At 60.3% G+C, this 22892-nt stretch carries 23 protein-coding genes; 12 read left to right on the top strand and 11 right to left on the bottom strand.

Annotated features, from left to right (window positions below; all coding sequences use genetic code 11):
* Positions 1-160: 160 nt before the first annotated feature.
* The 3 genes from EL217_RS03520 (at position 161) to EL217_RS03510 (ending at position 3584) form a co-directional block, all read left to right on the top strand.
* Positions 161-2161: a prolyl oligopeptidase family serine peptidase gene (locus EL217_RS03520; protein WP_126318590.1), complete on the top strand. Its 2001-nt coding sequence runs from the start codon at positions 161-163 to the stop codon at positions 2159-2161.
* A 10-nt stretch (positions 2162-2171) separates the two neighbouring features.
* A complete protein-coding gene (locus tag EL217_RS03515) occupies positions 2172-2600 on the top strand; it encodes an OsmC family protein (protein WP_126318588.1) in 429 nt (142 codons plus the stop codon).
* 78 nt (positions 2601-2678) lie between these two features.
* Positions 2679-3584: a DUF1906 domain-containing protein gene (locus EL217_RS03510; protein WP_126318586.1), complete on the top strand. Its 906-nt coding sequence runs from the start codon at positions 2679-2681 to the stop codon at positions 3582-3584.
* 2 nt (positions 3585-3586) lie between these two features.
* Here the strand turns inward: EL217_RS03510 and EL217_RS03505 are convergent, their stop codons facing one another.
* From EL217_RS03505 to EL217_RS03480, 6 genes are all read right to left on the bottom strand, one after another.
* Complete coding sequence (locus EL217_RS03505) at positions 3587-4516, bottom strand: hypothetical protein (RefSeq protein ID WP_232018386.1); 930 nt, start codon at positions 4514-4516, stop codon at positions 3587-3589.
* A 39-nt stretch (positions 4517-4555) separates the two neighbouring features.
* Positions 4556-6199: a cation acetate symporter gene (locus tag EL217_RS03500; RefSeq protein ID WP_126318584.1), complete on the bottom strand. Its 1644-nt coding sequence runs from the start codon at positions 6197-6199 to the stop codon at positions 4556-4558.
* Positions 6200-6547 carry a DUF485 domain-containing protein gene (locus tag EL217_RS03495; protein ID WP_005279845.1) on the bottom strand — a complete coding sequence of 116 codons (348 nt, stop codon included), beginning with the start codon at positions 6545-6547 and terminating at the stop codon, positions 6200-6202.
* Positions 6548-6940: 393 nt separating this feature from the next.
* On the bottom strand, positions 6941-7804 hold the full coding sequence (locus EL217_RS03490) for an aldo/keto reductase (RefSeq protein WP_126318583.1): 864 nt from the start codon (positions 7802-7804) through the stop codon (positions 6941-6943).
* 111 nt (positions 7805-7915) lie between these two features.
* Complete coding sequence (locus tag EL217_RS03485) at positions 7916-8275, bottom strand: FKBP-type peptidyl-prolyl cis-trans isomerase (protein ID WP_005279843.1); 360 nt, start codon at positions 8273-8275, stop codon at positions 7916-7918.
* A gap of 121 nt (positions 8276-8396) precedes the next feature.
* Complete coding sequence (locus EL217_RS03480; protein ID WP_005279842.1) at positions 8397-9689, bottom strand: citrate synthase; 1293 nt, start codon at positions 9687-9689, stop codon at positions 8397-8399.
* 157 nt (positions 9690-9846) lie between these two features.
* On the opposite strand from EL217_RS03480, the gene serC reads away from it, so the two are divergent.
* From serC to EL217_RS03465, 3 genes are all read left to right on the top strand, one after another.
* Complete coding sequence (gene serC, locus EL217_RS03475; RefSeq protein WP_023025861.1) at positions 9847-10965, top strand: phosphoserine transaminase; 1119 nt, start codon at positions 9847-9849, stop codon at positions 10963-10965.
* A 106-nt stretch (positions 10966-11071) separates the two neighbouring features.
* Positions 11072-11920 carry a septation protein SepH gene (gene sepH, locus EL217_RS03470; protein ID WP_023017574.1) on the top strand — a complete coding sequence of 283 codons (849 nt, stop codon included), beginning with the start codon at positions 11072-11074 and terminating at the stop codon, positions 11918-11920.
* A gap of 3 nt (positions 11921-11923) precedes the next feature.
* Positions 11924-12754: a DUF6928 family protein gene (locus EL217_RS03465; RefSeq protein ID WP_023017573.1), complete on the top strand. Its 831-nt coding sequence runs from the start codon at positions 11924-11926 to the stop codon at positions 12752-12754.
* Here EL217_RS03465 and EL217_RS03460 read toward each other — a convergent pair.
* Genes EL217_RS03460 through EL217_RS03450 form a run of 3 tightly spaced genes read right to left on the bottom strand, consistent with a single transcriptional unit; the run spans position 12715 to position 15655 of the window.
* Positions 12715-13521 carry a TrmH family RNA methyltransferase gene (locus EL217_RS03460; protein WP_005279837.1) on the bottom strand — a complete coding sequence of 269 codons (807 nt, stop codon included), beginning with the start codon at positions 13519-13521 and terminating at the stop codon, positions 12715-12717. The two genes, EL217_RS03465 and EL217_RS03460, sit on opposite strands and share 40 nt — an antisense overlap.
* Before the next feature lie 10 nt (positions 13522-13531).
* Complete coding sequence (locus EL217_RS03455; protein ID WP_023028486.1) at positions 13532-14935, bottom strand: NCS2 family permease; 1404 nt, start codon at positions 14933-14935, stop codon at positions 13532-13534.
* Between the two features lie 51 nt (positions 14936-14986).
* Positions 14987-15655 (bottom strand): DUF3027 domain-containing protein, encoded by a 669-nt coding sequence (locus EL217_RS03450; RefSeq protein ID WP_126318581.1) that lies wholly within the window; start codon positions 15653-15655, stop codon positions 14987-14989.
* A 5-nt stretch (positions 15656-15660) separates the two neighbouring features.
* Here EL217_RS03450 and EL217_RS03445 point away from each other — a divergent pair, with 5 nt between their 5' ends.
* Together EL217_RS03445 and EL217_RS03440 are read left to right on the top strand one after the other, a co-directional pair.
* Positions 15661-16467: a glutaminyl-peptide cyclotransferase gene (locus tag EL217_RS03445; protein ID WP_126318578.1), complete on the top strand. Its 807-nt coding sequence runs from the start codon at positions 15661-15663 to the stop codon at positions 16465-16467.
* Between the two features lie 6 nt (positions 16468-16473).
* On the top strand, positions 16474-17007 hold the full coding sequence (locus EL217_RS03440; RefSeq protein ID WP_005279829.1) for a DUF2771 domain-containing protein: 534 nt from the start codon (positions 16474-16476) through the stop codon (positions 17005-17007).
* Here the strand turns inward: EL217_RS03440 and EL217_RS03435 are convergent.
* The gene (locus EL217_RS03435; RefSeq protein WP_005279828.1) at positions 17004-17384 is read right to left on the bottom strand and encodes a cold-shock protein; all 381 of its coding nucleotides are present in this window, start codon (positions 17382-17384) and stop codon (positions 17004-17006) included. The two genes, EL217_RS03440 and EL217_RS03435, sit on opposite strands and share 4 nt — an antisense overlap.
* Positions 17385-17679: 295 nt before the next feature.
* On the opposite strand from EL217_RS03435, the gene EL217_RS03430 reads away from it, so the two are divergent.
* The gene (locus EL217_RS03430; RefSeq protein WP_005279827.1) at positions 17680-18300 is read left to right on the top strand and encodes a resuscitation-promoting factor Rpf1 domain-containing protein; all 621 of its coding nucleotides are present in this window, start codon (positions 17680-17682) and stop codon (positions 18298-18300) included.
* 46 nt (positions 18301-18346) lie between these two features.
* On the opposite strand, the gene EL217_RS03425 is transcribed toward EL217_RS03430, so the two are convergent.
* A complete protein-coding gene (locus EL217_RS03425; protein ID WP_005279826.1) occupies positions 18347-18532 on the bottom strand; it encodes a hypothetical protein in 186 nt (61 codons plus the stop codon).
* A gap of 65 nt (positions 18533-18597) precedes the next feature.
* Here EL217_RS03425 and EL217_RS03420 point away from each other — a divergent pair, with 65 nt between their 5' ends.
* The 3 genes from EL217_RS03420 to EL217_RS03410 are packed head-to-tail and all read left to right on the top strand — an operon-like array spanning position 18598 to position 22876.
* The gene (locus EL217_RS03420; RefSeq protein ID WP_126318576.1) at positions 18598-20625 is read left to right on the top strand and encodes a helicase-associated domain-containing protein; all 2028 of its coding nucleotides are present in this window, start codon (positions 18598-18600) and stop codon (positions 20623-20625) included.
* Positions 20622-22247 (top strand): DNA repair helicase XPB, encoded by a 1626-nt coding sequence (locus EL217_RS03415; protein WP_126318574.1) that lies wholly within the window; start codon positions 20622-20624, stop codon positions 22245-22247. The genes EL217_RS03420 and EL217_RS03415 overlap by 4 nt, the downstream gene beginning before the upstream one ends.
* Positions 22244-22876: a DUF3239 domain-containing protein gene (locus EL217_RS03410; protein ID WP_005279823.1), complete on the top strand. Its 633-nt coding sequence runs from the start codon at positions 22244-22246 to the stop codon at positions 22874-22876. The genes EL217_RS03415 and EL217_RS03410 overlap by 4 nt, the downstream gene beginning before the upstream one ends.
* The last annotated feature ends 16 nt before the right edge of the window (positions 22877-22892 follow it).

Raw genomic sequence — 22892 nt, 5'->3', positions numbered from 1 at the left:
TTAAGCAGCTCAGCGTCCGTACAGCACTCCTGGAAAGTGCACCGTTTGCACCGGCTTTCGGGCGGACCTAATGTGCTTCCACGCTGGACTTTAAGTTTTCCACTATCGGACTTTCAGCCCACTCGTTTCAATGAAGTACCACCCCACAAGGAACGCGTATATGTCCGACTCCACATCCCTCTCCTCCGCTCCCATGGAAGAGCGGTCGTCCCTTTCTCTAGAGCAGCAGGCACAGCAGTTGCCCGCTGAAGTATCGAAGAAGCGCCGCTTTAGCGATGGCTGGAAGCTCCTCGTGTGCATCGTCATCGTGCTCGTCGGCGCCCTGGGCTCGTCCCTGGTGCAAACCGATGGCGGCAATGTTCAAGTCACTGACCTCAAAATCGCCGGCAAGCACGGCGCTACCGTCACCGCCGATCTCTTCCGGCCGAAGGACGCGACGCCGGAGAATAAAGCGCCGATGGTCATCGTCTCGCCCGGTTTCCAGCGCACCAAGGAAACTCAGGTCTCCAACTCGCTGGAATTGGCCCGGCGCGGCTTTGTCACCCTGGTAGTTGACCCATATAACCAGGGCGAATCGAGCTCGCAGCACCCGGACGATGGCGATACCGCCGTCGTAGCTGCCATTGATTACGTCACGGATCACCTGGATACGTTCAATTACGTCGATGAGGATCGCATCGGCATTACTGGCCACTCCGCCGGCGGTACTGCGGTGCGCACCGCAGCCAATAAATACGGCAAGAAGGTCGATGACGCCCTCGAGGCCGCCAAGGATCCGGATAGCGAAGGCGGCACCACCATCACGGATGGCGAGCGCAAGCGTGCCGAGGACCTGGACAAGATCTCCGCGGTCTTTATCTCCGGCTGGCTCAAGAACTTAAACGATAAGAAGTTTGCCCACGTGCACTCCAATATGGCGCTGGGCTATGCCCGCTACGATGAAGGCGGCTACCGCAATATCAACGGCGATGGCGATCTGCGCGATGCCCCAGAGGCCCTGTCCATGGTCAACTCTGGGCTCAAGAAACAAGACCAGGTGGACCGCATTGAGATCGGCCGGGGCTACGGGGACATCGACAAGGGCACCTACCGCGTTGCCTATAACGATGAAACGCTGCACCCGCTGCAGCCGCTGACACCCAGTGCCATCGGCAGTATCCTCGAGTTTTTCGATGACACCCTGGATGCGCCGGTGAAGATGGATTCCGGCAACCAGACGTGGTGGCTCAAGGAGGTCTTTAACCTCATCTCCCTCATCGGCGGCATTGCCATGCTTTTCCCGCTTACCCGCATGCTATTGCGCACCCGCTACTTCGCCCCGGTGGCACAGGCGCTCCCGACGGTACCGAAGCGCCCGCGGGGCAAAGAGGCCGCGAAGTTCTGGGCATTCTTCGTGCTTTCGGCGGCCATCGCATTCTTCACGTTCATGCCGCTGGCGAACCTTTCGCAGGACGTCTTCTACGATGCCGCGAATAAGGTCAGCACCTGGTTCTTCCCGGCGCGCATGGTCAACTCGGTGGTCTTGTGGGCCATCGTCAACGGCATCGTGGGGCTTATCTTGTTCTATATCACCCGGGATAAGTCCACCTATGCCCGCGGCGAGCGCGCCCGCGCGTGGGGCATCACGATGGGCCGGCGCACCTTCTGGCGCACGCTGCTGCTGGCCTTCATCTTGCTCTTCGTGTACTTCTCGGTGCTATCCATCGTCTACCTTGCTTTCCACAGCGATTACCGCTTCTTGGTCGTGGCCTCGCGCCCGCTGACGCTGCGCTGGTTCCTGGTGGCGCTGATGTACGTGCCGGCGATGTTCATCTTCTACCTGGCCAATTCCATTCGCGCCGGTGTGGGCACGCGCTATAGCGATACGCCCAAGTGGCAGACCTACCTCATTGCGGCGCTAGCTAACTCCGTCGGCTTGGCGATGATCTTCGTTATCCAGTACTCCGTCTTCGCCGCCACCGGCACGGTGCACTGGACCGATGACTGGCTGTATGTGAATATGCTGCAGTCCATCTTGCCCATGATGATCCTGCTGCCCATCTTGAACAAGATGTTTTATGCCAATACCGGCCGCGCATGGCTTGGCCCCCTGGTTATCGCGCCCATCTTTATCACGATGTCCTTGGGCGGCAGCGTGGCCTATATCCCGAGCCTGGCTTAAGCTTTAAGCCATGAGTGAAATCACTAAGCAGTATTCCGTTGACCTTAACCGCGTAGAAAATTCGGTGTACCGCGCCACCAATGCGGATGGCGCCAGCATCGAATTCGGCCGTGGGGAGGGCCTGTTATCGCCGGTAGAGCTCCTGCTGGCCGCCGTCGCTGGGTGCACCGCGGTGGACGTGGATGTCGTGACCTCCCGGCGCACCGAGCCGGAGTCTTTCCAGGTACGCGCAGAGGGCGACCGCGTGGATGAGGATGGCGCCTCGCGGCTTTCCGATGTCCGCGTCGCCTTCGACCTCGCCTTCCCCTCCACCCCGGACGGCGATAAGGCCCGCACGCTCGTGGATAACCTCATCCGCATCTCCCACGAGAAGGACTGCACGGTATCTCGCACCGTGGAACACGCCACGAACGTGGAATTTAGCAACGAGTCAAAATAAACACGATTCCCCCACTATCTCCTACTATGGTGCATTTGTTAACTATTGTGACTAATGCGATCACTGCAGGAGCTTTTCATGTCACCATCTCTATCTCGTCGCGGCCTCTTGAAGGCAAGCGCCCTTGCCGTTACCGCCGGAGCCATCGGTGCGGCCGCACCCTCTGCCGCCGCCCTCGGCCCAGTGCGCGGGACCATCATCGACTTCTCCTCCGGCATACCCTCCCCCGCCGCCATCAAGCGCGCGGGACACATCGGTGCCATTCGCTACGTCTCCAATAAGCGCCCCGGCGCGGCTTGGATGACCGGCAAGCCGGTCACGCTGCAAGAGGCTGCCGCCAATGCCGCCGCCGGCCTGCCCACGGCCTCGGTCTATCAATTCGGCCGCGCCGAAACCGCCGATTGGAAGCAGGGCGCGGCCGGCGCTGCCATCCACGCCCCGCAGGCCATTTCGCTGCACAAGGCCGCCGGTGGACCCACGCACCGCCCCATTTATATCGCCATCGACGATAATCCCACCCGCGAGCACTACACCCAGTTCATCCGGCCATACCTGCAGGCATTCTCCAAGGCGCTGTCTGTCGCCGGCTACCAAACCGGCGTCTACGGCAACTACAACACCATCGAGTGGGCCAGCCAGGATGGGATTGGCACGTTCTACTGGATGCACGATTGGGGTTCCAACGGGAAAATCCACCCCAAGACCACCATTCACCAGCTACCGCAGTCGCGCCAGCAGACCATCGAGAACGTCATTGTCGATGTCAACGAGGTCTATGCCAGCGACTGGGGCCAATGGACGCCCGGTTCCAAGCAGCCAGGCATCCAGGATCTCAGCTCCACCCTGGACAAGGCCATCCCGAATATGCCGGAGCTGCCGCAGCTCAACGCGGATGGGGTGAGCTTTAAGGGGTCATCGCTAAGCAACGAGCAAATTCGCGGGCTTGCCGATGCCGCCCAGGACATCGCCAAGGCCATTAAGTAGGCCTATTTCCCCTTGGGCTCGGAGGACTTCTTTTCGTCCTTCTTCTCCTCGTCCTTCTTCTCGCTCGAGGACGGCTTCTCCGAGGTCGTCTCGATGGGCGGGACGTCCTCGCCGTCCTTGTACTTCAGGAACCGCTCGGTAGCCTTGCCCAGGTTCTCGCCATTGATTTCGCTCTTCACGTAGTCCGTGAGGTCATCGGCAGAACCATTAATGGAGGCTGCGGCGACGAAGTTCTTGCCAAAGGACACCGAGGAATTGATGGACTTGTCATTAGACCAGCCCCACTTGCTGCCCACCACATTTGAGAGCTTCGCGGTGCCATAATCCTGGTCATAGCCATCTTCTGAGACGGGATCCGCGTGCGACATCGCCACGAGCACGGGGTGGATTTCATCGCGCTTGATGAGCTGGGAGATGAAGCTGGCCACGTCATAGGTGGAGGTTTCCGAATAGCCCCAAGTCTCGCCCGCCTTGGTGGATTCCAGATCGTATTCCTTGGCAATCTTATCGATGGAATCCGGATACTTTTTAAACAGCTCCTCGGCGCTCTTATCAGAAGAGCTGGCGATCATACCGAGCGCCTCGTATTTGTCCTCGTACTCGCCCTGCTCAATGACGTAGGTAGCAATATAGAGCTTGATAAGGCTAAGCGCCGGGCGGGGATCGTGTTCTGCCGCAGAGCCCATATACATACCATCGTGCAGGCGAATATAGCTAATGGAATGGTCCTCATCCCCCTTGAGGAACTCATTGATCCGCGGGGGCACCGTTGTCGCCCTATGCGCGGTGATCGTGGTGTCTTCGGCTTTGGCGGTGCTATCTCGCTCGCTATTGCTGCACCCAGTAACCGTAGAGCAGGCAAGCATGCACACGGCAAGGGCGGCACCAGCCTTTACTGATGCCGCCGCGTTGAGAGAGGACGGATTAAACACGTCGAACCATATTACCGGTAATTGCTACCTTTCGGGCAATTAGTGCTGGACTGGGGCCTCGACGCCCACACCGGTCAGGGAACGAACTTCCATCTCTGCCGCCAACTCGTCCAAGTTATCCGGCTTGGTCACGATGGAGACGAACCAGCCAACGAAGAAGGACAGCGGGATGCTGACCAGACCCGGCGAGGTCAGCGGGAAGATAGCCCAGTCCGCGTTCGGAAACATGGCGCTGTCGGTGCCGGATACCGCTGGGGAGAAGAAGATGAGGACCAAGCAGGAGACAACACCGGTGTACATGGAGGCCACGGCACCCGCGGTGTTGAAGCGGCGCCAGTACAGCGAGTACAGGATGGTCGGCAGGTTAGCCGATGCCGCCACTGCGAAGGCCAGGGAGACCAAGAAGGCCACGTTCTGGGTCATCGCCAAGATGCCCAAGATGATGGAGACGATACCCAGGATTACCACGGTGGCCTGCGAGACGCGCACCTGCTCTGCCTCGGTGGACTCACCGTTGCGGATAACCGCGTGGTAAATATCGTGCGCGATGGAGGCGGAGGCGGTAATCGCCAGGCCCGCCACCACGGCGAGCACGGTAGCAAAGGCCACAGCGGAAATAATGGCCATGAAGATGGAGCCACCGATTTCCAGTGCCAGCAGCGGTGCCGCGGCGTTCGCGCCACCCGGTGCGTTCAGGATGCGGTCCGGGCCAACCAGTGCGGCTGCACCGTAGCCCAGAATCAGGGTCATCAGGTAGAAGGCACCGATGATAACGATGGCCCACGTCACGGAGCGGCGCGCCTCAACGGCGGTCGGCACGGTGTAGAAGCGCATCAGAACGTGTGGCAAGCCGCCCACACCCAACACGAGGGACATACCCAAGGAGATGAAGTCCAGCTTAGCGGCGGTAGAGCCACCGTACTTCAGGCCCGGCTCCATGATTTCCTTGGCCTCATAGCCCTTTTCATGGAGGTAATCGGACGACGCGTGCATATCAATCGCTGTGCTGAACATGTTGCTGAAGCCACCGCGCAGGGAGACAAACACCATGATGCACATGACGACCACACCGGTCACCAACAGGACGGCCTTAATCATCTGCACGTAGGTGGTGCCCTTCATGCCGCCGACCAAGACGTAGAGGATCATCAGCACGCCGACGATACCGACGACAACTGCCTGCCACTTAAAGTCGTGGATGTTCAGCAGCACGGCCACCAGGGACCCGGCGCCGGCCATCTGGGCGATGAGGTAGAACAACGTCACGAAGAGCGTGGCGATGGACGCGGCCACGCGCACCGGCTTTTGCTTCAGGCGGAAGGACAAAACGTCCGCCATGGTAAAGCGGCCCACGTTACGCATCGGCTCAGCCACGAGCATCAGGGCTACGAGCCAAGCGACGAAGAAGCCGACGGAGTACAAGAATCCGTCGTAGCCGTTAAGCGCCACCGCACCAACGATGCCGAGGAAGGATGCCGCAGAAAGGTAGTCACCGGAAATGGCCAAGCCATTCTGGCGGCCGGAGAACGAGCCACCGCCGGTATAGAAGTCAGACGCCTTCTTCGTAGTCTTGCCGGCGCGCAACACGACGGCCATGGTAACCACGAGGAAGATGCCGAAGATGGAGATATTCAGAATCGGGTTACCGGCAGAAGTTTCTTGTGCAAGGTAAGTGGTAGTCATTTACTTGGCCTCCAACTTCTCGCGAATAGCAACCGATTTAGGCTGAATATTCTTATTGGCGTACTTCACGTAAATCCAGGTAATGATGAACGTGGTCAGGAACTGGGCCAGGCCGAAGACGAGGCCGACGTTCCAGCCGCCATCGCCAAGCTCAATGGCCATAAAATCAGGCGCAAACACGGCGGTGAGCACGTAGACGATGTACCACACGAAAAACGCGACGGTCATGGGAAAAGTGAAACTACGATAAGCGCTGCGCAGCTCGCCAAACTCTTCGCTATCGCGCATTTCTATGTAGTCGGCTGCCGTAAGCTCACGGCGCTCGACTGGAGCAGTTGTATCACTCATAGAAGGGTTGTCTCCTTGGGTGAGAGAGGTTCTGTACAAACGAGGCGCAATGTGTTGTCCATCACTACCCGCGTTGCTATGTAAGATACAGAACAATCTTTGCAAAGCAGTAAATATTGCCAATATGCCTCACAAAAACTCCCCCCTTTTAGCCCGATAGGTTCCGGTGAACTGGGCTAATATTCTTTGCAAATCACCCCCTCCACCCCAGAGTTAACGTGTTCGCAAATTTTGTTAACCAGACATTAACTAATGAGTAAAGGCGGCGCGAAAGGAACCACCTATCAGCGAGGTGAGTGCCTTAACCAGCACGTACTTCCCACTCAGCCATCCTGCACAGCAAAAGCCACCGACGACGCCGTCGCCGGTGGCCCCTGAGCCCGAGGTGTGTTCTTAGCCCTCCGCGCCCGGGAATTCGCGGGGGTCATTAAACATGCGGCCAAAGCCTTCCTGACCTTCCAAGGAGTCAATCGCTGCGATTTCATCCTTGCCCAGCTCTAGCTCCGCGGCGGCCAAGTTCTCCTTGAGTCGCTCGCTGCGGGCAGACTTCGGAATAACGGAAATGCCCTTGGCCATCAGGTACGCCAGCACCACCTGGCCCTCGGTAGCCTCGTGCGCGGCGGCAATCTTTTCAATCTCCGGGTTATTGAGCACCACACCGCGCGCCAGCGGCGACCACGCCTCGGTCACGATGCCGTGCTTGTGGTGGAATTCGCGCAGCTCCGGCTGGGTGAATCCAGGGTGCAGCTCTACTTGGTTGAGCACCGGGGTAATGCCGGTCTTATCAATGAGGTCCTCGAGGACTTCCTCGTAGAAGTTAGCAACACCAATGGAAGCGATCTGACCCATACCCTGCAGGCGCGCAATGGATTCAAAGGTCTCCACGTACAGCCCGCCCTGTGGCCACGGCCAGTGGATGAGGTACAGGTCCAAGTAATCCAGCTTCAGCTTCTCCATGGATTCCTGGAAGGCTTGTTCCGCCTTCTGCGCGCCGTGGTGGGAGTGCCAGACCTTGGAGGTGATAAACAAGTCCTCGCGGCTGACATCGCCCGCGTCAATGGCTTGGTTCAGCGCAGTACCCAAGGCCCCCTCGTTCTTGTACAGCGTCGCCGTATCAAAGTGGCGGTAGCCCAGGTCAATGGCTTCGCGGACTACGCGAATGCATTCATCGTCGTTGAGCTTGTAGGTACCCAGACCGAGCTGGGGCATCTCGCGGTCATCATTGAAAGAAATAGTTGGCACAGTCATAGTTCCCATTGTGCCCCAGTTTCCCGTCTTATGCGGGCACTTGAAAGAACTAAGGCCCCAGTACAACGAAAAACCGGCTCCCCTTTTTTTCGGGAGCCGGTTCAACGTTTGTAGCGCAGTTTAGTCGGCGCGGATGAGGTCAATGATAAAGACCAAGGTGCGGCCGGACAGCGGGTGCGCACCGCCGGCTGGGCCGTAGGCCTTTTCCGGCGGGATGATGAGTTGACGGCGACCGCCCACCTTCATTCCCGGGATGCCCTCTTGCCAGCCGGCAATGAGACCGGTCAGTGGGAACTCGATGGACTGGCCACGGTCCCACGAGGAATCGAATTCTTGGTTGGTCTCATATTCGGCACCAACGTAGTGGACCTCCACTACGCCACCAGGCTGAGCTTCAGCGCCATCGCCTACGACGATGTCCTCGATGACGAGGTCGGTCGGCGCCGGGCCAGACTGGGCTTCAATAACAGGTTTATCCATGGGGATTATTCTCCTTGGGAAATCTAGTTTGTTCGTGCGGTCGCAATAAAACCGAACCGAGCTGCACCAATTATAGTGCTCAAGCCCGATTCGGCTGAATTGGGGCGACCAAAAGCGCTATTTAGCGCTCACTGCGAGGGGTAACCTTGCGCAGGGTTTCACCGGTGTAAATCTGGCGAGGACGGTTGATCTTGGTGTTCATCTCCAGCTGCTCGCGGTACTGAGCGATCCAGCCCGGCAGGCGGCCGATGGCGAAGAGGACAGTGAAGAAGTCCGTCGGGAAGCCCATGGCGCGGTAGATGAGGCCGGTGTAGAAGTCCACGTTCGGGTAGAGCTTGCGGGAGACGAAGTAGTCATCGTTCAACGCAATCTCTTCCAGCTTCATGGCCAGGTCCAGCATCGGGTCGCCGCCCAGGTGATCGATGATCTCGTGTGCGGTTTCCTTGACGATGGCCGCGCGTGGGTCGTAGTTCTTGTACACGCGGTGACCGAAGCCCATCAGGCGAACGCCCTTTTCCTTGTTCTTCACGCGGTTCATGAAGTCGGTAGCGTCGCCGCCGTTGTTCTTCTCGATGTCCTCGAGCATCTCCAGCACGGCCTGGTTAGCGCCGCCGTGCAGCGGGCCGGACAGGGCGTTGATGCCGCCGGCGATGGAGACGAACATGTTGGCCTGTGCGGAGCCAATCATGCGGACGGTGGAGGTGGAGCAGTTCTGCTCGTGGTCAGCGTGCAGGATGAGCAGCTTGTCCAGTGCCTTGGAGACAACCGGGTCAACCTCGTACTCCTCGGTGGGGTAACCGAACATCATGCGCAGGAAGTTCTCGCGCGCGTTCAGGTTGTTATCCGGGTACATATATGGCTTGCCCTGGGATGCGCGGTAAGCGTAAGCGGCCAGCATCGGCACCTTAGCCAGCAGGCGAACGGTGGCCTTGTCCAGCTGCTCCTCATCCAGTGGGTCCAGCTGATCCTGGTAGTAGCTGGAGAGAATGTTCACGGAGGAAGCAAGCACGGCCATCGGGTGGGCATCGCGCGGGAAGATGTTGAACTGCGCCTTAAAGTCCTCATCCAAGAGGGTGTGGTGGCGGATGGCGCTATTGAACTGCGAGAGTTCCTGCTCATCCGGCAGGTGGCCCTTGATCAGCAGGTAGGAAACCTCATTGAAGGTGGCGTTATTTGCCAATTCAGCAATATCGTAGCCACGGTAGCGAAGGATGCCCTCCTCACCGTTAATAAAGGTAATCTTGGACTCGGTGGAGCCGGTGGAGGTGTAGCCGGGGTCGAAGGTAACAAGCCCGGTTTCCTTGCGGAGCTTGGAGATATCGAAGCCGGAATCGCCCTCAGTGGACTGCTTGATATCCATCTCGTACTCGTTGCCAGCGTGCTTGAGTACTACCTTGTTTTCTTCAGTAGACACGGAATTTCCTTTCCCTGCTAAAGAGTTCTTTAAGGCACTAACTTAGACAAGTCAGCCTTATACCTATTCACACTCTAGCAAACTTTGTGATTCTGCCAACAAGTTTACGGGCATCAAAATACCTGCCGTACAACCGGAACTGTTCTACACTGGCGGCATGAGTACTCCAGAAATCACCCTGCCAGCAGATCTCTTGCCTTCCGATGGCCGCTTTGGCTGCGGCCCCTCCAAGGTACGCCCCGCCCAGATCGAGGCCATAGACCCCGCTATCGTGGGCACCTCGCACCGCCAGCCGGCGGTGAAAAACCTCGTGGGATCCGTGCGCGAGGGCTTAAGCGATCTGTTCTCGCTTCCTGAAGGCTACGAGATCGTCCTGTCTTTGGGCGGCGCCACCGCCTTTTGGGACGCGGCTACCTTTGGCCTCATCGAACGCCGGTCGGCCCACCTTACCTTTGGCGAGTTCTCCACCAAGTTTGCCAAGGCAGCCTCCAAGGCCCCGTGGCTCGATGCCCCGGCTCTTACCGAATCCCCCGCCGGCACCGCCCCGGATCCGCGCGAGCTTGCGGCCGATGCCGATGTCGCCGCTTGGGCCCACAATGAAACCTCGACCGGCGCGATGACGGAGGTCGTTCGCCCACATCCCCACAACGACCAGCAGCTTGTGCTTGTCGATGCCACCTCTGGCGCCGGCGGCCTTCCCGTCAATATCGCTGAGACCGACGTGTACTACTTCTCGCCGCAGAAGTGCTTCGCTTCCGACGGCGGACTCTGGCTCGCCGCGATGTCCCCGGCCGCGCTGGAGCGCATCGAAAAGATCAATAACTCCGATCGCTTCATTCCGGAGTTTTTGAACCTGCAGACCGCGGTGAATAACTCCCGCAAGAACCAGACCTATAACACCCCGGCGATCGCCACCCTGCTCATGCTGGATGACCAGATTCAGTGGATGAATGACAACGGCGGGCTCGACGGCATGGTCAAGCGCACCACCGAGTCCTCCTCCACGCTGTACAACTGGGCCGAAGCTCGGCCGGAGGCCACCCCGTTCGTCAGCGATCCGGCAGCGCGCTCCCTAGTCGTGGGCACCATCGATTTCGATGACTCCGTGGATGCTGCCCACCTTGCCGCGACCCTGCGCGCCAACGGCATCCTCGATGTCGAGCCGTACCGCAAGCTCGGCCGCAACCAGCTGCGCGTGGGCATGTTCCCGGCGATTGAGCCTGGGGACATCGCCAAGCTCACGCAGTGCATCGACTACGTGCTGGATGCCAACTAAGTCATCAACATGCCCCGCCGCCTCGCATGGCGCGGGGCCTTTTCGCGTTATAGTTGACTGCATCACAGATCCGTCCTTCCGTCGATAGGCAAAGGAGCGCCACACTATGCGCGAGCTGTTTCTCGTTGACAGCGAATCGAGCGAAGACTCATTGGTGCTACGCACCGAAGAAGGCGAAGAGTTTTCCCTTCCCATCACCGATGAGCTGCGTTCCGCCCTCACGCCCGCCGCTAGCAAGCCGGAGCCGCCGAAGCTAGCGCCGATGCCGAAGCCCTCCCACGAAGAGGAAGAAAAGCAGATCCGGCCGGCAGAGATCCAAAACCGCATCCGTGCCGGTGCCTCCACCGCGGAGCTCGCGGAAGAGATGCATGTCGATGAATCGCGCATCGAGCCCTTCGCCTACCCGGTCATGCTGGAGCGCAACCGCATTTCTGAGGTGGCCAAGCAGGCCCACCCGGTGCGCGAAGACGGCCCGGCCAAGCTCACCCTGTGGGAAGTACTGGCGAGCTCCTTTGCCGCCCGCGGCCACTCCCTCTCGGAGTCCACGTGGGATGCCTACCGCCACCAGGGCGAGCCGTGGGTAGTGCGCGTGACCTGGAAGGCTGGCCTTTCTGAAAACGAGGCGGAATGGACCTTCAAGCAGTCCATGTCCTCCCCCGCTACGGTCGAGGCCCGCAACTCGGTCGCGGCAGATCTTACGGACCCGGACTTCGTGCAGCCGGTGCGATCGCTGACTTCCTTGGGCAGCGGCCGCTACGACGAAGCCATTGACGGCGATCAGCCCGCCAATGTCACCGATATTTCCGGTTCCAGCGAAGAGACGGAAGAAGAGGAATTCCTGCAGAATCCGTCCTCCGAGCCCAAGCCCTCGAAGCGCCGCCGCAAGGCCGTCACCCCACACTGGGAGGACGTGCTCTTGGGCGTTCGCTCCAATACCAAGCGCCCGAGGGACTAAACAGTGGACATCTCTCATGCCGTCCTCACGCTGTGGTACATCTCCAAGCCCGGCGCCGAAGAAGTTCTCAAGACCGAACCCAAGGCGGACCGCGGTTTCGGCCGCAAGTTCCTAGCCCAGCTCAACCCCAAGTTCCCGGTCACCCCGATTGGGCAATTCCCCCTGAACCGCTCCGCGCAGACGGATCCGAATGAGTACTACATCGGCGGCTACCCAGGGATTGCCGTGGTGCAAACGGTCTGCGAGGGCGATTCCGTCCTATTATCCCAACTGCCGAATGACCTCTTAAGTGCAATCCCTGCCCAGCGGGTTATTGCCCTAGTCAGCAACGCGGACGAGGACTATGCGGGTTTCGCGCTGTGGGAAAGCGGTGAGCTCAAGCGCAGCTTGTGTGCCTCCCGCGACCGTCTCTACGAGGACACCGGCCTGCCCGAGCCCTTCGAGGCACCGTTTTGGGCCGGCGAAAAGGACGAATCCCTCGGCGGTATTTCCCTGCCGTTTCGGCCCCACAGCATCATGGAGGCCGCCCAAGAACACTGGTTGGGCATCACCGTGGGACAGGAAGGCCCAGACCTGGATGTCGTGGGTTATGCCGTGGACGGGCGCCCAGAACCCAAGATCGATCCGCCCAAGCCAAAGCAACCGGTCAGCGAGTTCGCCGCCCAATCAGCGAATAGGCTGGGCCTGAACGATTATGACGACTACGAGGACCACGATGCCGAGCCGGATTCCACCGGCGATGAGATCCTTTCTACCGCCAAGCACCTCGGCTCGTTGATTGGCAATTGGCTGCGTCAGACGTTCAAGTCGCTCAAGGAACGCTGGCGCTCATAAAAGGAAATGGCGGCCGCGGTCGCAACATTTAGAGAATCGGTACCTGGGGCCATCGGTATCCGCGCGCGGATATCGGTGGCCTTCATTGCGTGCTCGGTAAGCCCGGGGCCCTCCGCGCCTACCAGCATGGCCACTTTGTCCTGCCCGTGCATGGCCTCTGCCAGGTGCACCGCCTGGGGGTTGGGGGTTAAGGAAATGAGGGTAAAGGAGGCATCGGCAAGCGCCTGCAACGAGCGCTGCCAGGTGGTGAAACCGCCCTCTAAATGCGCAAACGGCACGCGCAGCACGTGGCCCATGGATACGCGCACCGAGCGGCGATAGAGCGGATCCGCAGCACCCGAGCCGAGCAAGACAGCATCCACGTTCATGCCGGCCGCGTGGCGGAAGATGGCGCCGATATTTTCATGATCCCCCACGCCCTCCAGCACGGCGATGGTGCGGGCCTGCTCCAGGATCTCGCCCACCTCCGGCTCTGGGGCGCGGTCCGCTGCGGCAACCAAACCGCGGTGCATATCGAAGCCCGCGACCTCCGCCAGGGTCTCGCGCGAGACCTCGTAGACGGGGCACTCGGGCTCGCCGTACTCGGCAAAGAAGGCCTCCAGCTTCTGGGGAAAGCCCACCAAGCAACGCATGGGAAACCGCGATTCCATCAGGCGGGCGGCCACCAAGGGGCCTTCTGCAATGACCAAACCCTCGCCGGATTTATCGGATTTATTGAGGTTCCGAATATCATCCAGACGAGGGTCACGGGGATCAGAAATGTGCATGCCTTCCAGGCTAGCCGATGGCCTCCGAAATCGGATCGATGCCAAAGTAAATGACGAACAAGCCAGCAAGCAGCCACATGATCCAGTGCACCTGCTTGGCCTTACCAGCAAAGGTGGACATGAGCGCGAAGGTAATAAAGCCCACGCCGATGCCGTTGGCGATGGAATAGGTAAACGGCATGACCACGATGGTTAAAAACGCCGGGATGGCCACTTCCATGCGCGTCCACGGGATATCCGTGAGCTGCGCGGCCATCATCACGCCCACGATGACCAGGACGGGCGCGGCGGCCTCGATGGGCACTATCTCATAGAGCGGGGTGAAAAACATCGCGGCGATAAACAGCAGGCCGGTCATGATATTGGCCAGGCCGGTGCGCGCGCCATCGGCAATGCCGGCAGAGGAATCCGCAAAAACGGTATTCGAGGATGCCGAGCCCAAGCCACCGGCCACCGCGCCGGCGCCTTCCACGACCAGCGCCTTCTTCATGCCCGGCAGGTTGCCGTTGTCATCCACGAGCTTGGCCTGCTTGCCCAGCCCGGTCATGGTGCCCATGGCATCAAAGAAGTTGGTCAGCAGCAGGGTGAAGATGAGCAGGACCGTGGAAATCACGCCAATATTGGCAAAGGCGCCAACCAGGTTCACATCACCCACGATGGAAAGATCCGGCAGGCCTCCCAGCCCGTCCGGGGCCTCTGGGGCGGCCATGCCCCAGTCCTCGGAGTCCGTGAGCGCCTGAACAATAAAAGCAATCACGGTGTTGAGGATGATGGCAATAAAAAGCCCGCCCGGCACATTGCGGATGACCATAAAGGCACAAACAATAAGGCCGATGACGAAGACCACCGCCGGCCAGGTGGCAATCGAACCATTAATGCCCAGCCCCACCGGCACGGTGGTCTGTGCGGCATCGGGCACGCGGGTAACAAACCCGCCGTCCACGAAACCGATCATCGCGATGAACATGCCAATGCCCACGCCCATCGCGGCCTTCATGGGCTGCGGGATGGCGTCAAATACCGCGGTGCGGAATCCGGACACGGCGAGCAGGACGATAATAAGGCCCTCGATTACCACGAGGCCCATGGCTTCTTGCCAGGTCAGCCCGCTGGTGGCGACCATGCTGACGGCGACGAAGGTATTCATGCCCAGGCCCGCGGCCATGGCGAAGGGGTACTTCGCAATCGCGCCGAAGGCAATGGACATCACGCCGGCGACCAGCGCCGTGGCGGCCGCAACCTGCGGCACGCCTAAGGTATAGCCCTCCGCGTCCGGGCTCGTGCCCAGGATCAGCGGGTTGAGCAAAATAATATATGCCATGGCGAAGAACGAGACCGTTCCCGCACGTAGCTCGGTTCCGATGGTGGAACCGCGTTCAGAAATGTGGAAATAGCGATCGAGAGTGGCTTTCACGCCGTGCCCTTTCACGTAGAGCGGTATTTTTTACGCCCTAAGTGTGCTGCCTTAATCCTCAAAATCAAAATCTTGGTAAATCGGCTTTTCATCATCGAAGGCCGCGGCCGGCGCCTTCTCCTCGCTCACCCGCGTCTGCGAATGCGCACCGCAACCGTAGCGCGCATGCACCACGCGGCCATCGGCGGAATACTCGTTAGCGCATACCCCAAAGTTATCCATGAATTGCATATAAAAAGCGCACGTGCGGCACTGCAGTTGCGCCTTCGCCGCCATCTCCGAGGTTGGGCCATATTCTTCTTGCCAGCGATGCTTGGCATCCGCCAGCCCCTTGGCGGAAAGCTCATCTCCATTCAGGCGCTCATCATCGATGGCCGGCGGCATGAGATCCCCCGGGCCCAAATCCCCCGGCAGCACGCGATCCTCATACGGCACCCACTCCGGGGCCTGCAGCGCCTCCCCGCCCGGCACCAGCGCCACCTCGTTGACGGTGACGTAGCGCGAGCCATCCGCGCACGCGAGCACGGCCTGCCATTCCCATCCTGGGTAGCCCGGCATATCCGCCGCAAAGCGATGGGTGACAACGTTGCGGCCCATTCCGGCGACGCCCCTATGCTTGCCGATGCCCCCTTCCCCCACCTCTTCCAATGCCTCACGCGCAATGCGTACGGCGCGGGAATCGATCAACGGATTTGCTTTTCGCTTACTCACGCCCCTCATTATTCATGATGGCCCGCCAACAGTGGTACATATGGTGCATGTCGTTTCTCCGCCGCGCCGCGCTCATTGCCGTGCCCTGCTGCGCCTTAACAGCCTGCTCTTCTGATGCTTCTGAATCTTCCTCCCCCGAGCACCTATCAGTGGAAGTCCTCGATACCGCGCCGCTGCCAGAGAACTCCTTTACGCAAGGCCTAGAAGAAGACGGAGAGGGCAACCTCCTGCTCGGCACCGGGCAATGGGGCGAATCCAAGCTCATCCGCTTCTCCCCTGAAACCGGCGAGGTCCTCCAAGCCCATGCCCTGGATGACTCGCTTTTTGGGGAAGGCATTACCCAATACGGCGATTCCATCTGGCAATTGACCTGGAAGCGCGGGCAGGCCCTGCGCTATGACGGCGACTTCCAGCGCACTGGGACCGCCACCTATACCGGCGAAGGCTGGGGGCTTTGTGCCAACCAGGACGAGCTCATCATGTCCGATGGCACCTCTACCCTGCGGCACATGGATCCGGAAACCTTTGCGGAGCGCTCCACCACCGAGGTCACCCTCGAGGGCTCGCCCGTAGAGGATCTCAACGAGCTGGAATGCGTGGACGGTGATGTCTATGCCAACGTGTGGCAGACCAACGATATCTACCGCATCGATCCCTCCTCTGGGGAGGTCACCGCGGTGATTTCTACCGATGCCATCGATAAATCGAAATACACCGATCCCGATGATGTCTTAAATGGCATCGCCCATATCAAGGGCACCGATGAATTCTGGCTTACCGGCAAGCGGTGGGATGAGCTCTACCGCGTTCGAGTACAGTAATGGGCCATGGCAACCCGTAAGGAAGCAAGGAAAAAGTCGCTGCTGCAAATCCTCGCGCTCATCGTGGTCGTGGCGGTCATCGTCGCCTCCGCGGTGATCTTCCAGAGCTGGCGCAATTCGCGGCCAGGCCCTGAGCCGAGCGAGATTGCGATTACCGCCTCCGTGGGGGATAACACCAAGGAGGTCACGCCCTACCTCGTATGCGAGCCGGGAACCGATTGCCCTGAAGGCGATGTCCCCCAGCTAACCGTGGGCGAGGATGACACCTTGCATCTTGAAATCCCCGAGGAGATTTCTAATCACGAATGGAAGGTGCTGTCCATTTATGATGACCCCGCCGCCAATGATGAGACCTCTCACGGTGCGAATGAAACGACCGAGGTAGATATCCCCGGTTCGGTAGATCCCATCGAGGCATCGACTGGCGAGCGCCCCCGGCTCATGGTGGTGGAGGTCTCCTCCCTCATGATTGGCACCGACGACGATGGCGAAGAAACCCCCCTCGCCACCGTGTGGTCCCTATCCACCATGGATAATTAACTATCTAAATCCTTCGCAATCGCGCGGAGGATTTCTGCTACTTGGCGCCCGGTCTTGCGCTCGGGGTAGCGCCCCGAGTTCAGCACCGGCTGCACCTGGGATTCCAGCAGGGTCATGACATCAGAGACCATGCTGCCGAGCTCTTCCGGCTTGCGCGACGGCGTGCGGCGGCGTGGCTTATCCAGCACGCGCACCCGCAGCGCCTGCGGCCCGCGGCGCCCCGCCGCAAAATCGAATTCGATGCGCTGGCCCGGAAAGATTTCTTCTACTCCCTTGGGCAGGACATTCCGGCCAACGTAGACGTCTTCATCGCCCGGGTTGCTAACGAAACCGAAACCTTTCTCGGCGTCATACCACTTCACTTTGCCAATGGGCATAGGTATCCACCTCTTCTCTTGGGTAAATTCTTAAGTTTAGCTGGAAGTTATACAGAACAGAAGTTCCACATGTAATGTGATACAGTTCACACCGCCGCGCCTACCTGCGGAAACTTTGCGGACAGAACCACAATAGTCTCAATTCTTTCCCATTTAGTGCCCAGAACGTGACTATTTCGTTATAAACCGCTACGCTGGCCCCCAGTGTCGCCGCAAAGAAGGTTTCCCCGCCCATCCTTTCTTCTAGGCGCAAAACATTTCCACGAAAACGGGCACCACGGAAAGGACTACTTTTATGGGACGCCACTCCGCTAAGACTAACCACTTTGCTGCTAAGTTCACCGCAGGCACCGTTGCCTTGGGTGCAGCCGCCGCCATCATGGCACCGAACGCCGCCGCCGCCCCTGACTCCGACTGGGATCGCCTCGCACAGTGTGAGTCCGGCGGCGACTGGCACATCAACACCGGCAATGGCTACCACGGCGGCCTGCAGTTCAACGCGCAGACTTGGCAGGCATACGGCGGCGGTGAATTCGCCCCTACTGCTAACCAGGCAACCCGCGAGCAGCAGATTGTCATCGCTGAGCGCACCCTGGCTAACCAGGGCTGGGGCGCATGGCCCGCATGCTCGGCCTCCCTCGGCCTGAACTCCGCGCCGACCGAGCGCACCGCTCCTTCCGCACCCGCTGAGGCACCGCAGCCAGTGCAGCAGGCAGTAGAAAACAAGTCCGATGAGCTCGCCGTAGACGCCGTCTACAACCTCATCAAGGACACCGCTAACGCTTATGGCCTGCAGCTGCCGGCGCAGTTCACCGACTTCTACCACGCCAACCGCCACGACTTTGATGCGTTCTACTCCGCAAACCGCAACGTCATCGACCCGGTTGCACAGCTGGTTGAGAACTTCAGCCGCTAACAAGCGCATAAAAATTCCCCTTGCCTTTCACGGCAAGGGGAATTTTTTAGCGGTTGATGCGGGTATAAGGATGAACGTAGTTCAACTTCTCTGCCGGCATCGGCAGCACCAAGTCATCGCCGTAGGGGCTGGAAGCACCAGCAAAAGGCGCAGAAATTTCCGTAATTGCATGCTCGCGGTGTTCATTGTCCGGCCACGCCGGGGAAACAAAGCCATTCTTTTCATTCGACATAGCTTTATTATTTCAAACCTCGGGCAAAAACGTAACTCAATCGGGCGCTAAAATTGTGATTTATCATGACTCAGTCCTCCCACCTCCCGCATTTTCGCACCTGGCTTAATTCCCTTTCAGAAGAGGAACTGGCCACCATCCTTCGCCACCGCCCCGACGTTTTAACCCCGCTGCCGCCCTCCATCGCGGCACTGGCCACGCGGCTCCTCTTGCGCACCTCCATCGCCCAAGCGCTAGCGGAGTGTAACGCGCAGCAGTTGGCGGAGCTGGAGGACATCGCCAAGCGCGGCGGCGAGCTTGCAGAGGTAGAAGACCACAATCCCGCCATAACCCGCGAACTCAAGGACCGCGGCCTCGCCTTCGGCGCGGTGCAGATTCCGCCGGAGGTCATGCCCGCGCTGCCCACCGGCTGGTCGCTGCTTAATCAGCTCGAGGTATCGCCCGCGACAATCGATGCCCTTGCTGAAGACGAACGCCACGTCCTTGCCACCCTGGCGCGCTCCAATGGCATCGGTACCACCCGCGAGACCAATCCGTCCCACCCCGTGCCGCGGCTGATTGCGAAGCAGCTTTTGCAGCGCGTCGACTCCCAGACCGTTCGCCTCCCGCGCGAGGTGCACCGCGCCATGAAGGGGCACACCGTCCCGCACATTCCCACCGAGCCCTCCGCGCGGCGCGGCGAGCCCACCGCTGACCGCAAGGCCGATGACGCCGGCACCGCCGCGGGCCTGTCCGTGGTGCGCGGCATGCAACAGCTGATTTCTGCCCTCGGCGCCCGGCCGATCGAGCTGCTCAAGGATAAGACCGTCGGCGTGCGCCCCCTTGCCCAGCTCAGCAAGCAGCTGGACATCGCGGAACTAGAACTGCGCCGCCTGATTACGCTTGGTCTATCTGCGCGGCTTATCAACCGCGGCGAACCATCCGGGTACGAGGGAAACTTCCTTGCGCCCACCGACTCCGCCCAAGAGTGGCTCGATGCAGGACTAGCCGCCCAGTGGCGAGTGCTCCTCGCGGCCTGGGAACATTCTCCGTGGACCCCGTGGGAATCGGGCCGGGTGCTCGCTGCCAGCACCGATCGCCTGCCCAAGTTCCGCCGGCATATCCTCGATGTGTATCTCCACTCCGCAGAACCGCTTTCCGCAGCGGAATTTCAAGCGGATCTGCATTTTTCCTTTCCCCTTTTTGCAACGCACACCTCCCCAGAGACCATCGAGGAGCTGCACCGCGAGGCCGAATGGATCGGTGCCATCGCGCTCGGGCGAGCCACCAGCGTGCTTATCGATGGCTTCGATGCCGCCGATTCCCTCACCCCCGACACCATCGATTATTTCCTGGTCCAGGCGGATATGACCGTGCTCGTGCCAGGCCCCCTCGAGCCCGCGGCCCACCACACCCTGGAGTCCCTCGCGGACTTGGAATCACCTGGACTCGCCAGCGTCTACCGGATTAGCGATGCCTCTCTTCGCCGCGGCCTGGACCGCGGGATGACGGGCACTGAAATCCGCGATTTCTTCGCCGCGCATGGCGATGTCCCGCATACATTGGAGTTCCACATCGAGGACATCGCCAAGCGCCACGGCACCTTGCGCTCCGGCCCTGCCCTGTCCTACCTGCGCAGCGAGGACCCAGCCCTCTTGCAGATCGCCGCGAAGGCCGCCCCGCTGCGCCTGCTGGCCCCCACGGTCGCGATTTCCCAGCTGCGCGTCAGCGAGCTGTTGGAGCGCCTGCGCGAAAACGGCCTCTCCCCCGCTGCCGAGGACGAAAACGGCGCTAGCCTGTCCATCGCGCCCGAGCCCGCAACGCTTCCCACACCCAGCCCTCGCGCCCAGGCCGCGCCGCCGGATATCGCGCGTGCGCTGCGCAACCTCACCACCGGCGAGGCCCCGAGCCTGCCCAACCTGGATCTGGTCCACGCCGCCGCGCGCACCGCACGCCCCATCACCATTGGCTACGCCGATAAAAATGGCAATACCAAGACCCGCACCGTCACCCCACTGACCGTCGCCGGTGGCCAAATCGATGCCCGCGCCGCCGATGGCTCCACCATCCGGTTTCCCCTGCACCGCATCACCTCCGTTACCCTAGACGCATGAACGGACCACTGATTGTGCAGTCGGACAAGACCGTCTTGCTGGAAGTCGATCATCCAGATTCCGCAGCTGCGCGCACCGCCCTCGCGCCGTTCGCGGAGCTGGAGCGCGCCCCAGAGCACGTGCATACCTACCGCATTACTTCCCTGGCACTCTGGAATGCCCGCGCCGCCGGGCACGACGCCGAGCAGGTCGTCGATGTCCTAGAAACCTACTCCCGGTTCCCGGTCCCGCAATCGCTGCTTGTCGATGTCGCCGAGACCATGTCACGCTACGGCCGAGTCCGCCTCCACGCCCACCCCGCCCACGCGCTCATCCTCGAATCAGAAGAGCCTGCCATCCTTACCGAGCTCTCCCGTGGCAAGGTAGGAAAACTGCTTGGTGCGCGCATTGATGACAACACCATCGCCGTCGCACCCTCTGAGCGCGGCCGCCTCAAGCAGGAACTCCTCAAGGCCGGCTGGCCCGCCGAAGACCTCGCCGGCTATATCGACGGCGAATCCCACCCCATCTCACTCAACGAGGACGGCTGGCACCTGCGCGATTACCAGGAATACGCCACCGATGCCTTCTGGTCCGGCGGCTCCGGCGTCGTCGTGCTGCCCTGCGGTGCCGGCAAAACCATCGTGGGAGCCGCCGCCATGGCAAAGGCGCAATCCACCACCCTCATCTTGGTTACCAATACCGTCGCCGGCCGCCAGTGGCGCGACGAACTCCTGCGCCGCACCACGCTTTCTCCAAACGATATCGGCGAATACTCCGGCGAGAAGAAGGAAATCAAGCCGATTACCATCGCCACCTATCAAGTGGTCACGCGGAAAACAAACGGTGAATACCGCGCCCTCGAGCTCTTCGATTCCCGCGACTGGGGCCTTATCATCTACGACGAGGTCCACCTGCTTCCCGCACCCGTATTCCGCATGACCTCAGACTTGCAATCGCGGCGCCGGCTAGGGCTTACCGCCACCCTCGTGCGCGAGGATGGCCGTGAAGGCGATGTGTTCTCCCTCATCGGCCCGAAGCGTTACGACGCGCCGTGGAAAGAGCTGGAAATGGCCGGCTATATCGCCACCGCGGAGTGCATCGAAGTCCGCGTGGATATGGATCCGGAAGAACGCATGCTCTATGCCACCGCGCAGCCGCGCGATCGCTACCGCATCGCTGCACAGGCCTCGGCCAAGCTCCGCGCCGTCGATAAGATCCTTGCTTCCCACGACCAGCAAGCGCTCATCATCGGCGGATACGTGGACCAACTGCGCGAATTAGGTGAACACCTCGATGCCCCCGTCATTGATGGCACCACCTCTACCGCCAAGCGCGAAAAACTTTTCCAGCAATTCCGCGAGGGCGAGCTGGCCATCCTCGTCGTTTCCAAGGTGGCCAACTTCTCCATTGACCTGCCCGAAGCTGCACTAGCCATCCAGGTCTCCGGCACCTTTGGCTCCCGCCAAGAAGAGGCCCAACGCCTCGGCCGCCTGCTGCGCCCGAAGGAAACCGAGGCGCTCTTTTATACCCTGGTCACCCGCGACAGCCTAGATGCGGACTACGCCATGCACCGCCAACGCTTCCTCGCCGAGCAAGGATATGCCTACCGGCTCATGGACGCAGTAGACTTAGGCCAATGAAGATCTTTAAGTTCGACGTTGACGAGTCCTTTGCCAAGGCCAATAACGAGTTATTGCGTGATTCCAACCGGCTTCGCGTGTCCGGGCTTATCTTCGGCCTCATCCTGATCATCGCCGGTGCCGCTGTTTGGTGGAGCTTTTCCTGGGGAATCACCTTGGGCTTAGGGCTCATCCTCTTTGGCATCGTCGTTGCCATCGTCGGCGTCGCCGCCGCAAGCAAGGTAGGAACGGCCCAATCCCTCTATGATTCTTATCCGCTCGCTCCCGCCGTCATCGCACAGGTCAACGAACGAGATATGATCCTTCTTGCCTTGGTAAATACTAATGTGGATCCGTCCCTTCCCCCACGCTGGGGCGCGTGCCTGCGCACGGTGTCTTCCATCCCCGGCGTCCAACGCACCGTTGGCACCAAGGTTCCGGTCGCCGCCGTATCCGGCCAGCGTTCCACCTCCGATAAAGAGCATTGGCAGCAAATCTCCCCCATGCCCATTGCTTGGGGAACCCCCGATGCTGAAACCGTCACCATCGCCCGCAAATCCATCCCCCAGGAACAATGGCAGCGCCTAGAGCGCGCCCGCAAGCGGCTTTCCGATGTCAAAGCAACCCGCTATGACCTACTCGTCCTCTAGCTAGGACTCTCAAGCA

It is taken from the genome of Corynebacterium segmentosum, assembly GCF_900637825.1.
GTDB lineage: Bacteria > Actinomycetota > Actinomycetes > Mycobacteriales > Mycobacteriaceae > Corynebacterium > Corynebacterium accolens.
This window is presented reverse-complemented; position numbering and strand designations above follow the sequence as displayed.

Bases quoted from the DNA above. Each gene is read 5' to 3' on its own strand.
- EL217_RS03460 (WP_005279837.1), bottom strand. From the start codon at position 13,521: ATGCACATTTCTGATCCCCGTGACCCTCGTCTGGATGATATTCGGAAC.
- EL217_RS03445 (WP_126318578.1), top strand. From the start codon at position 15,661: ATGATGGCCCGCCAACAGTGGTACATATGGTGCATGTCGTTTCTCCGC.
- EL217_RS03415 (WP_126318574.1), top strand. From the start codon at position 20,622: ATGAACGGACCACTGATTGTGCAGTCGGACAAGACCGTCTTGCTGGAA.
- EL217_RS03490 (WP_126318583.1), bottom strand. From the start codon at position 7,804: ATGGGAACTATGACTGTGCCAACTATTTCTTTCAATGATGACCGCGAG.
- sepH (WP_023017574.1), top strand. From the start codon at position 11,072: ATGCGCGAGCTGTTTCTCGTTGACAGCGAATCGAGCGAAGACTCATTG.
- EL217_RS03440 (WP_005279829.1), top strand. From the start codon at position 16,474: ATGGCAACCCGTAAGGAAGCAAGGAAAAAGTCGCTGCTGCAAATCCTC.
- EL217_RS03520 (WP_126318590.1), top strand. From the start codon at position 161: ATGTCCGACTCCACATCCCTCTCCTCCGCTCCCATGGAAGAGCGGTCG.
- EL217_RS03435 (WP_005279828.1), bottom strand. From the start codon at position 17,384: ATGCCCATTGGCAAAGTGAAGTGGTATGACGCCGAGAAAGGTTTCGGT.
- EL217_RS03510 (WP_126318586.1), top strand. From the start codon at position 2,679: ATGTCACCATCTCTATCTCGTCGCGGCCTCTTGAAGGCAAGCGCCCTT.
- EL217_RS03430 (WP_005279827.1), top strand. From the start codon at position 17,680: ATGGGACGCCACTCCGCTAAGACTAACCACTTTGCTGCTAAGTTCACC.
- EL217_RS03425 (WP_005279826.1), bottom strand. From the start codon at position 18,532: ATGTCGAATGAAAAGAATGGCTTTGTTTCCCCGGCGTGGCCGGACAAT.
- serC (WP_023025861.1), top strand. From the start codon at position 9,847: ATGAGTACTCCAGAAATCACCCTGCCAGCAGATCTCTTGCCTTCCGAT.
- EL217_RS03410 (WP_005279823.1), top strand. From the start codon at position 22,244: ATGAAGATCTTTAAGTTCGACGTTGACGAGTCCTTTGCCAAGGCCAAT.
- EL217_RS03500 (WP_126318584.1), bottom strand. From the start codon at position 6,199: ATGACTACCACTTACCTTGCACAAGAAACTTCTGCCGGTAACCCGATT.
- EL217_RS03420 (WP_126318576.1), top strand. From the start codon at position 18,598: ATGACTCAGTCCTCCCACCTCCCGCATTTTCGCACCTGGCTTAATTCC.
- EL217_RS03515 (WP_126318588.1), top strand. From the start codon at position 2,172: ATGAGTGAAATCACTAAGCAGTATTCCGTTGACCTTAACCGCGTAGAA.
- EL217_RS03450 (WP_126318581.1), bottom strand. From the start codon at position 15,655: ATGAGGGGCGTGAGTAAGCGAAAAGCAAATCCGTTGATCGATTCCCGC.
- EL217_RS03485 (WP_005279843.1), bottom strand. From the start codon at position 8,275: ATGGATAAACCTGTTATTGAAGCCCAGTCTGGCCCGGCGCCGACCGAC.
- EL217_RS03495 (WP_005279845.1), bottom strand. From the start codon at position 6,547: ATGAGTGATACAACTGCTCCAGTCGAGCGCCGTGAGCTTACGGCAGCC.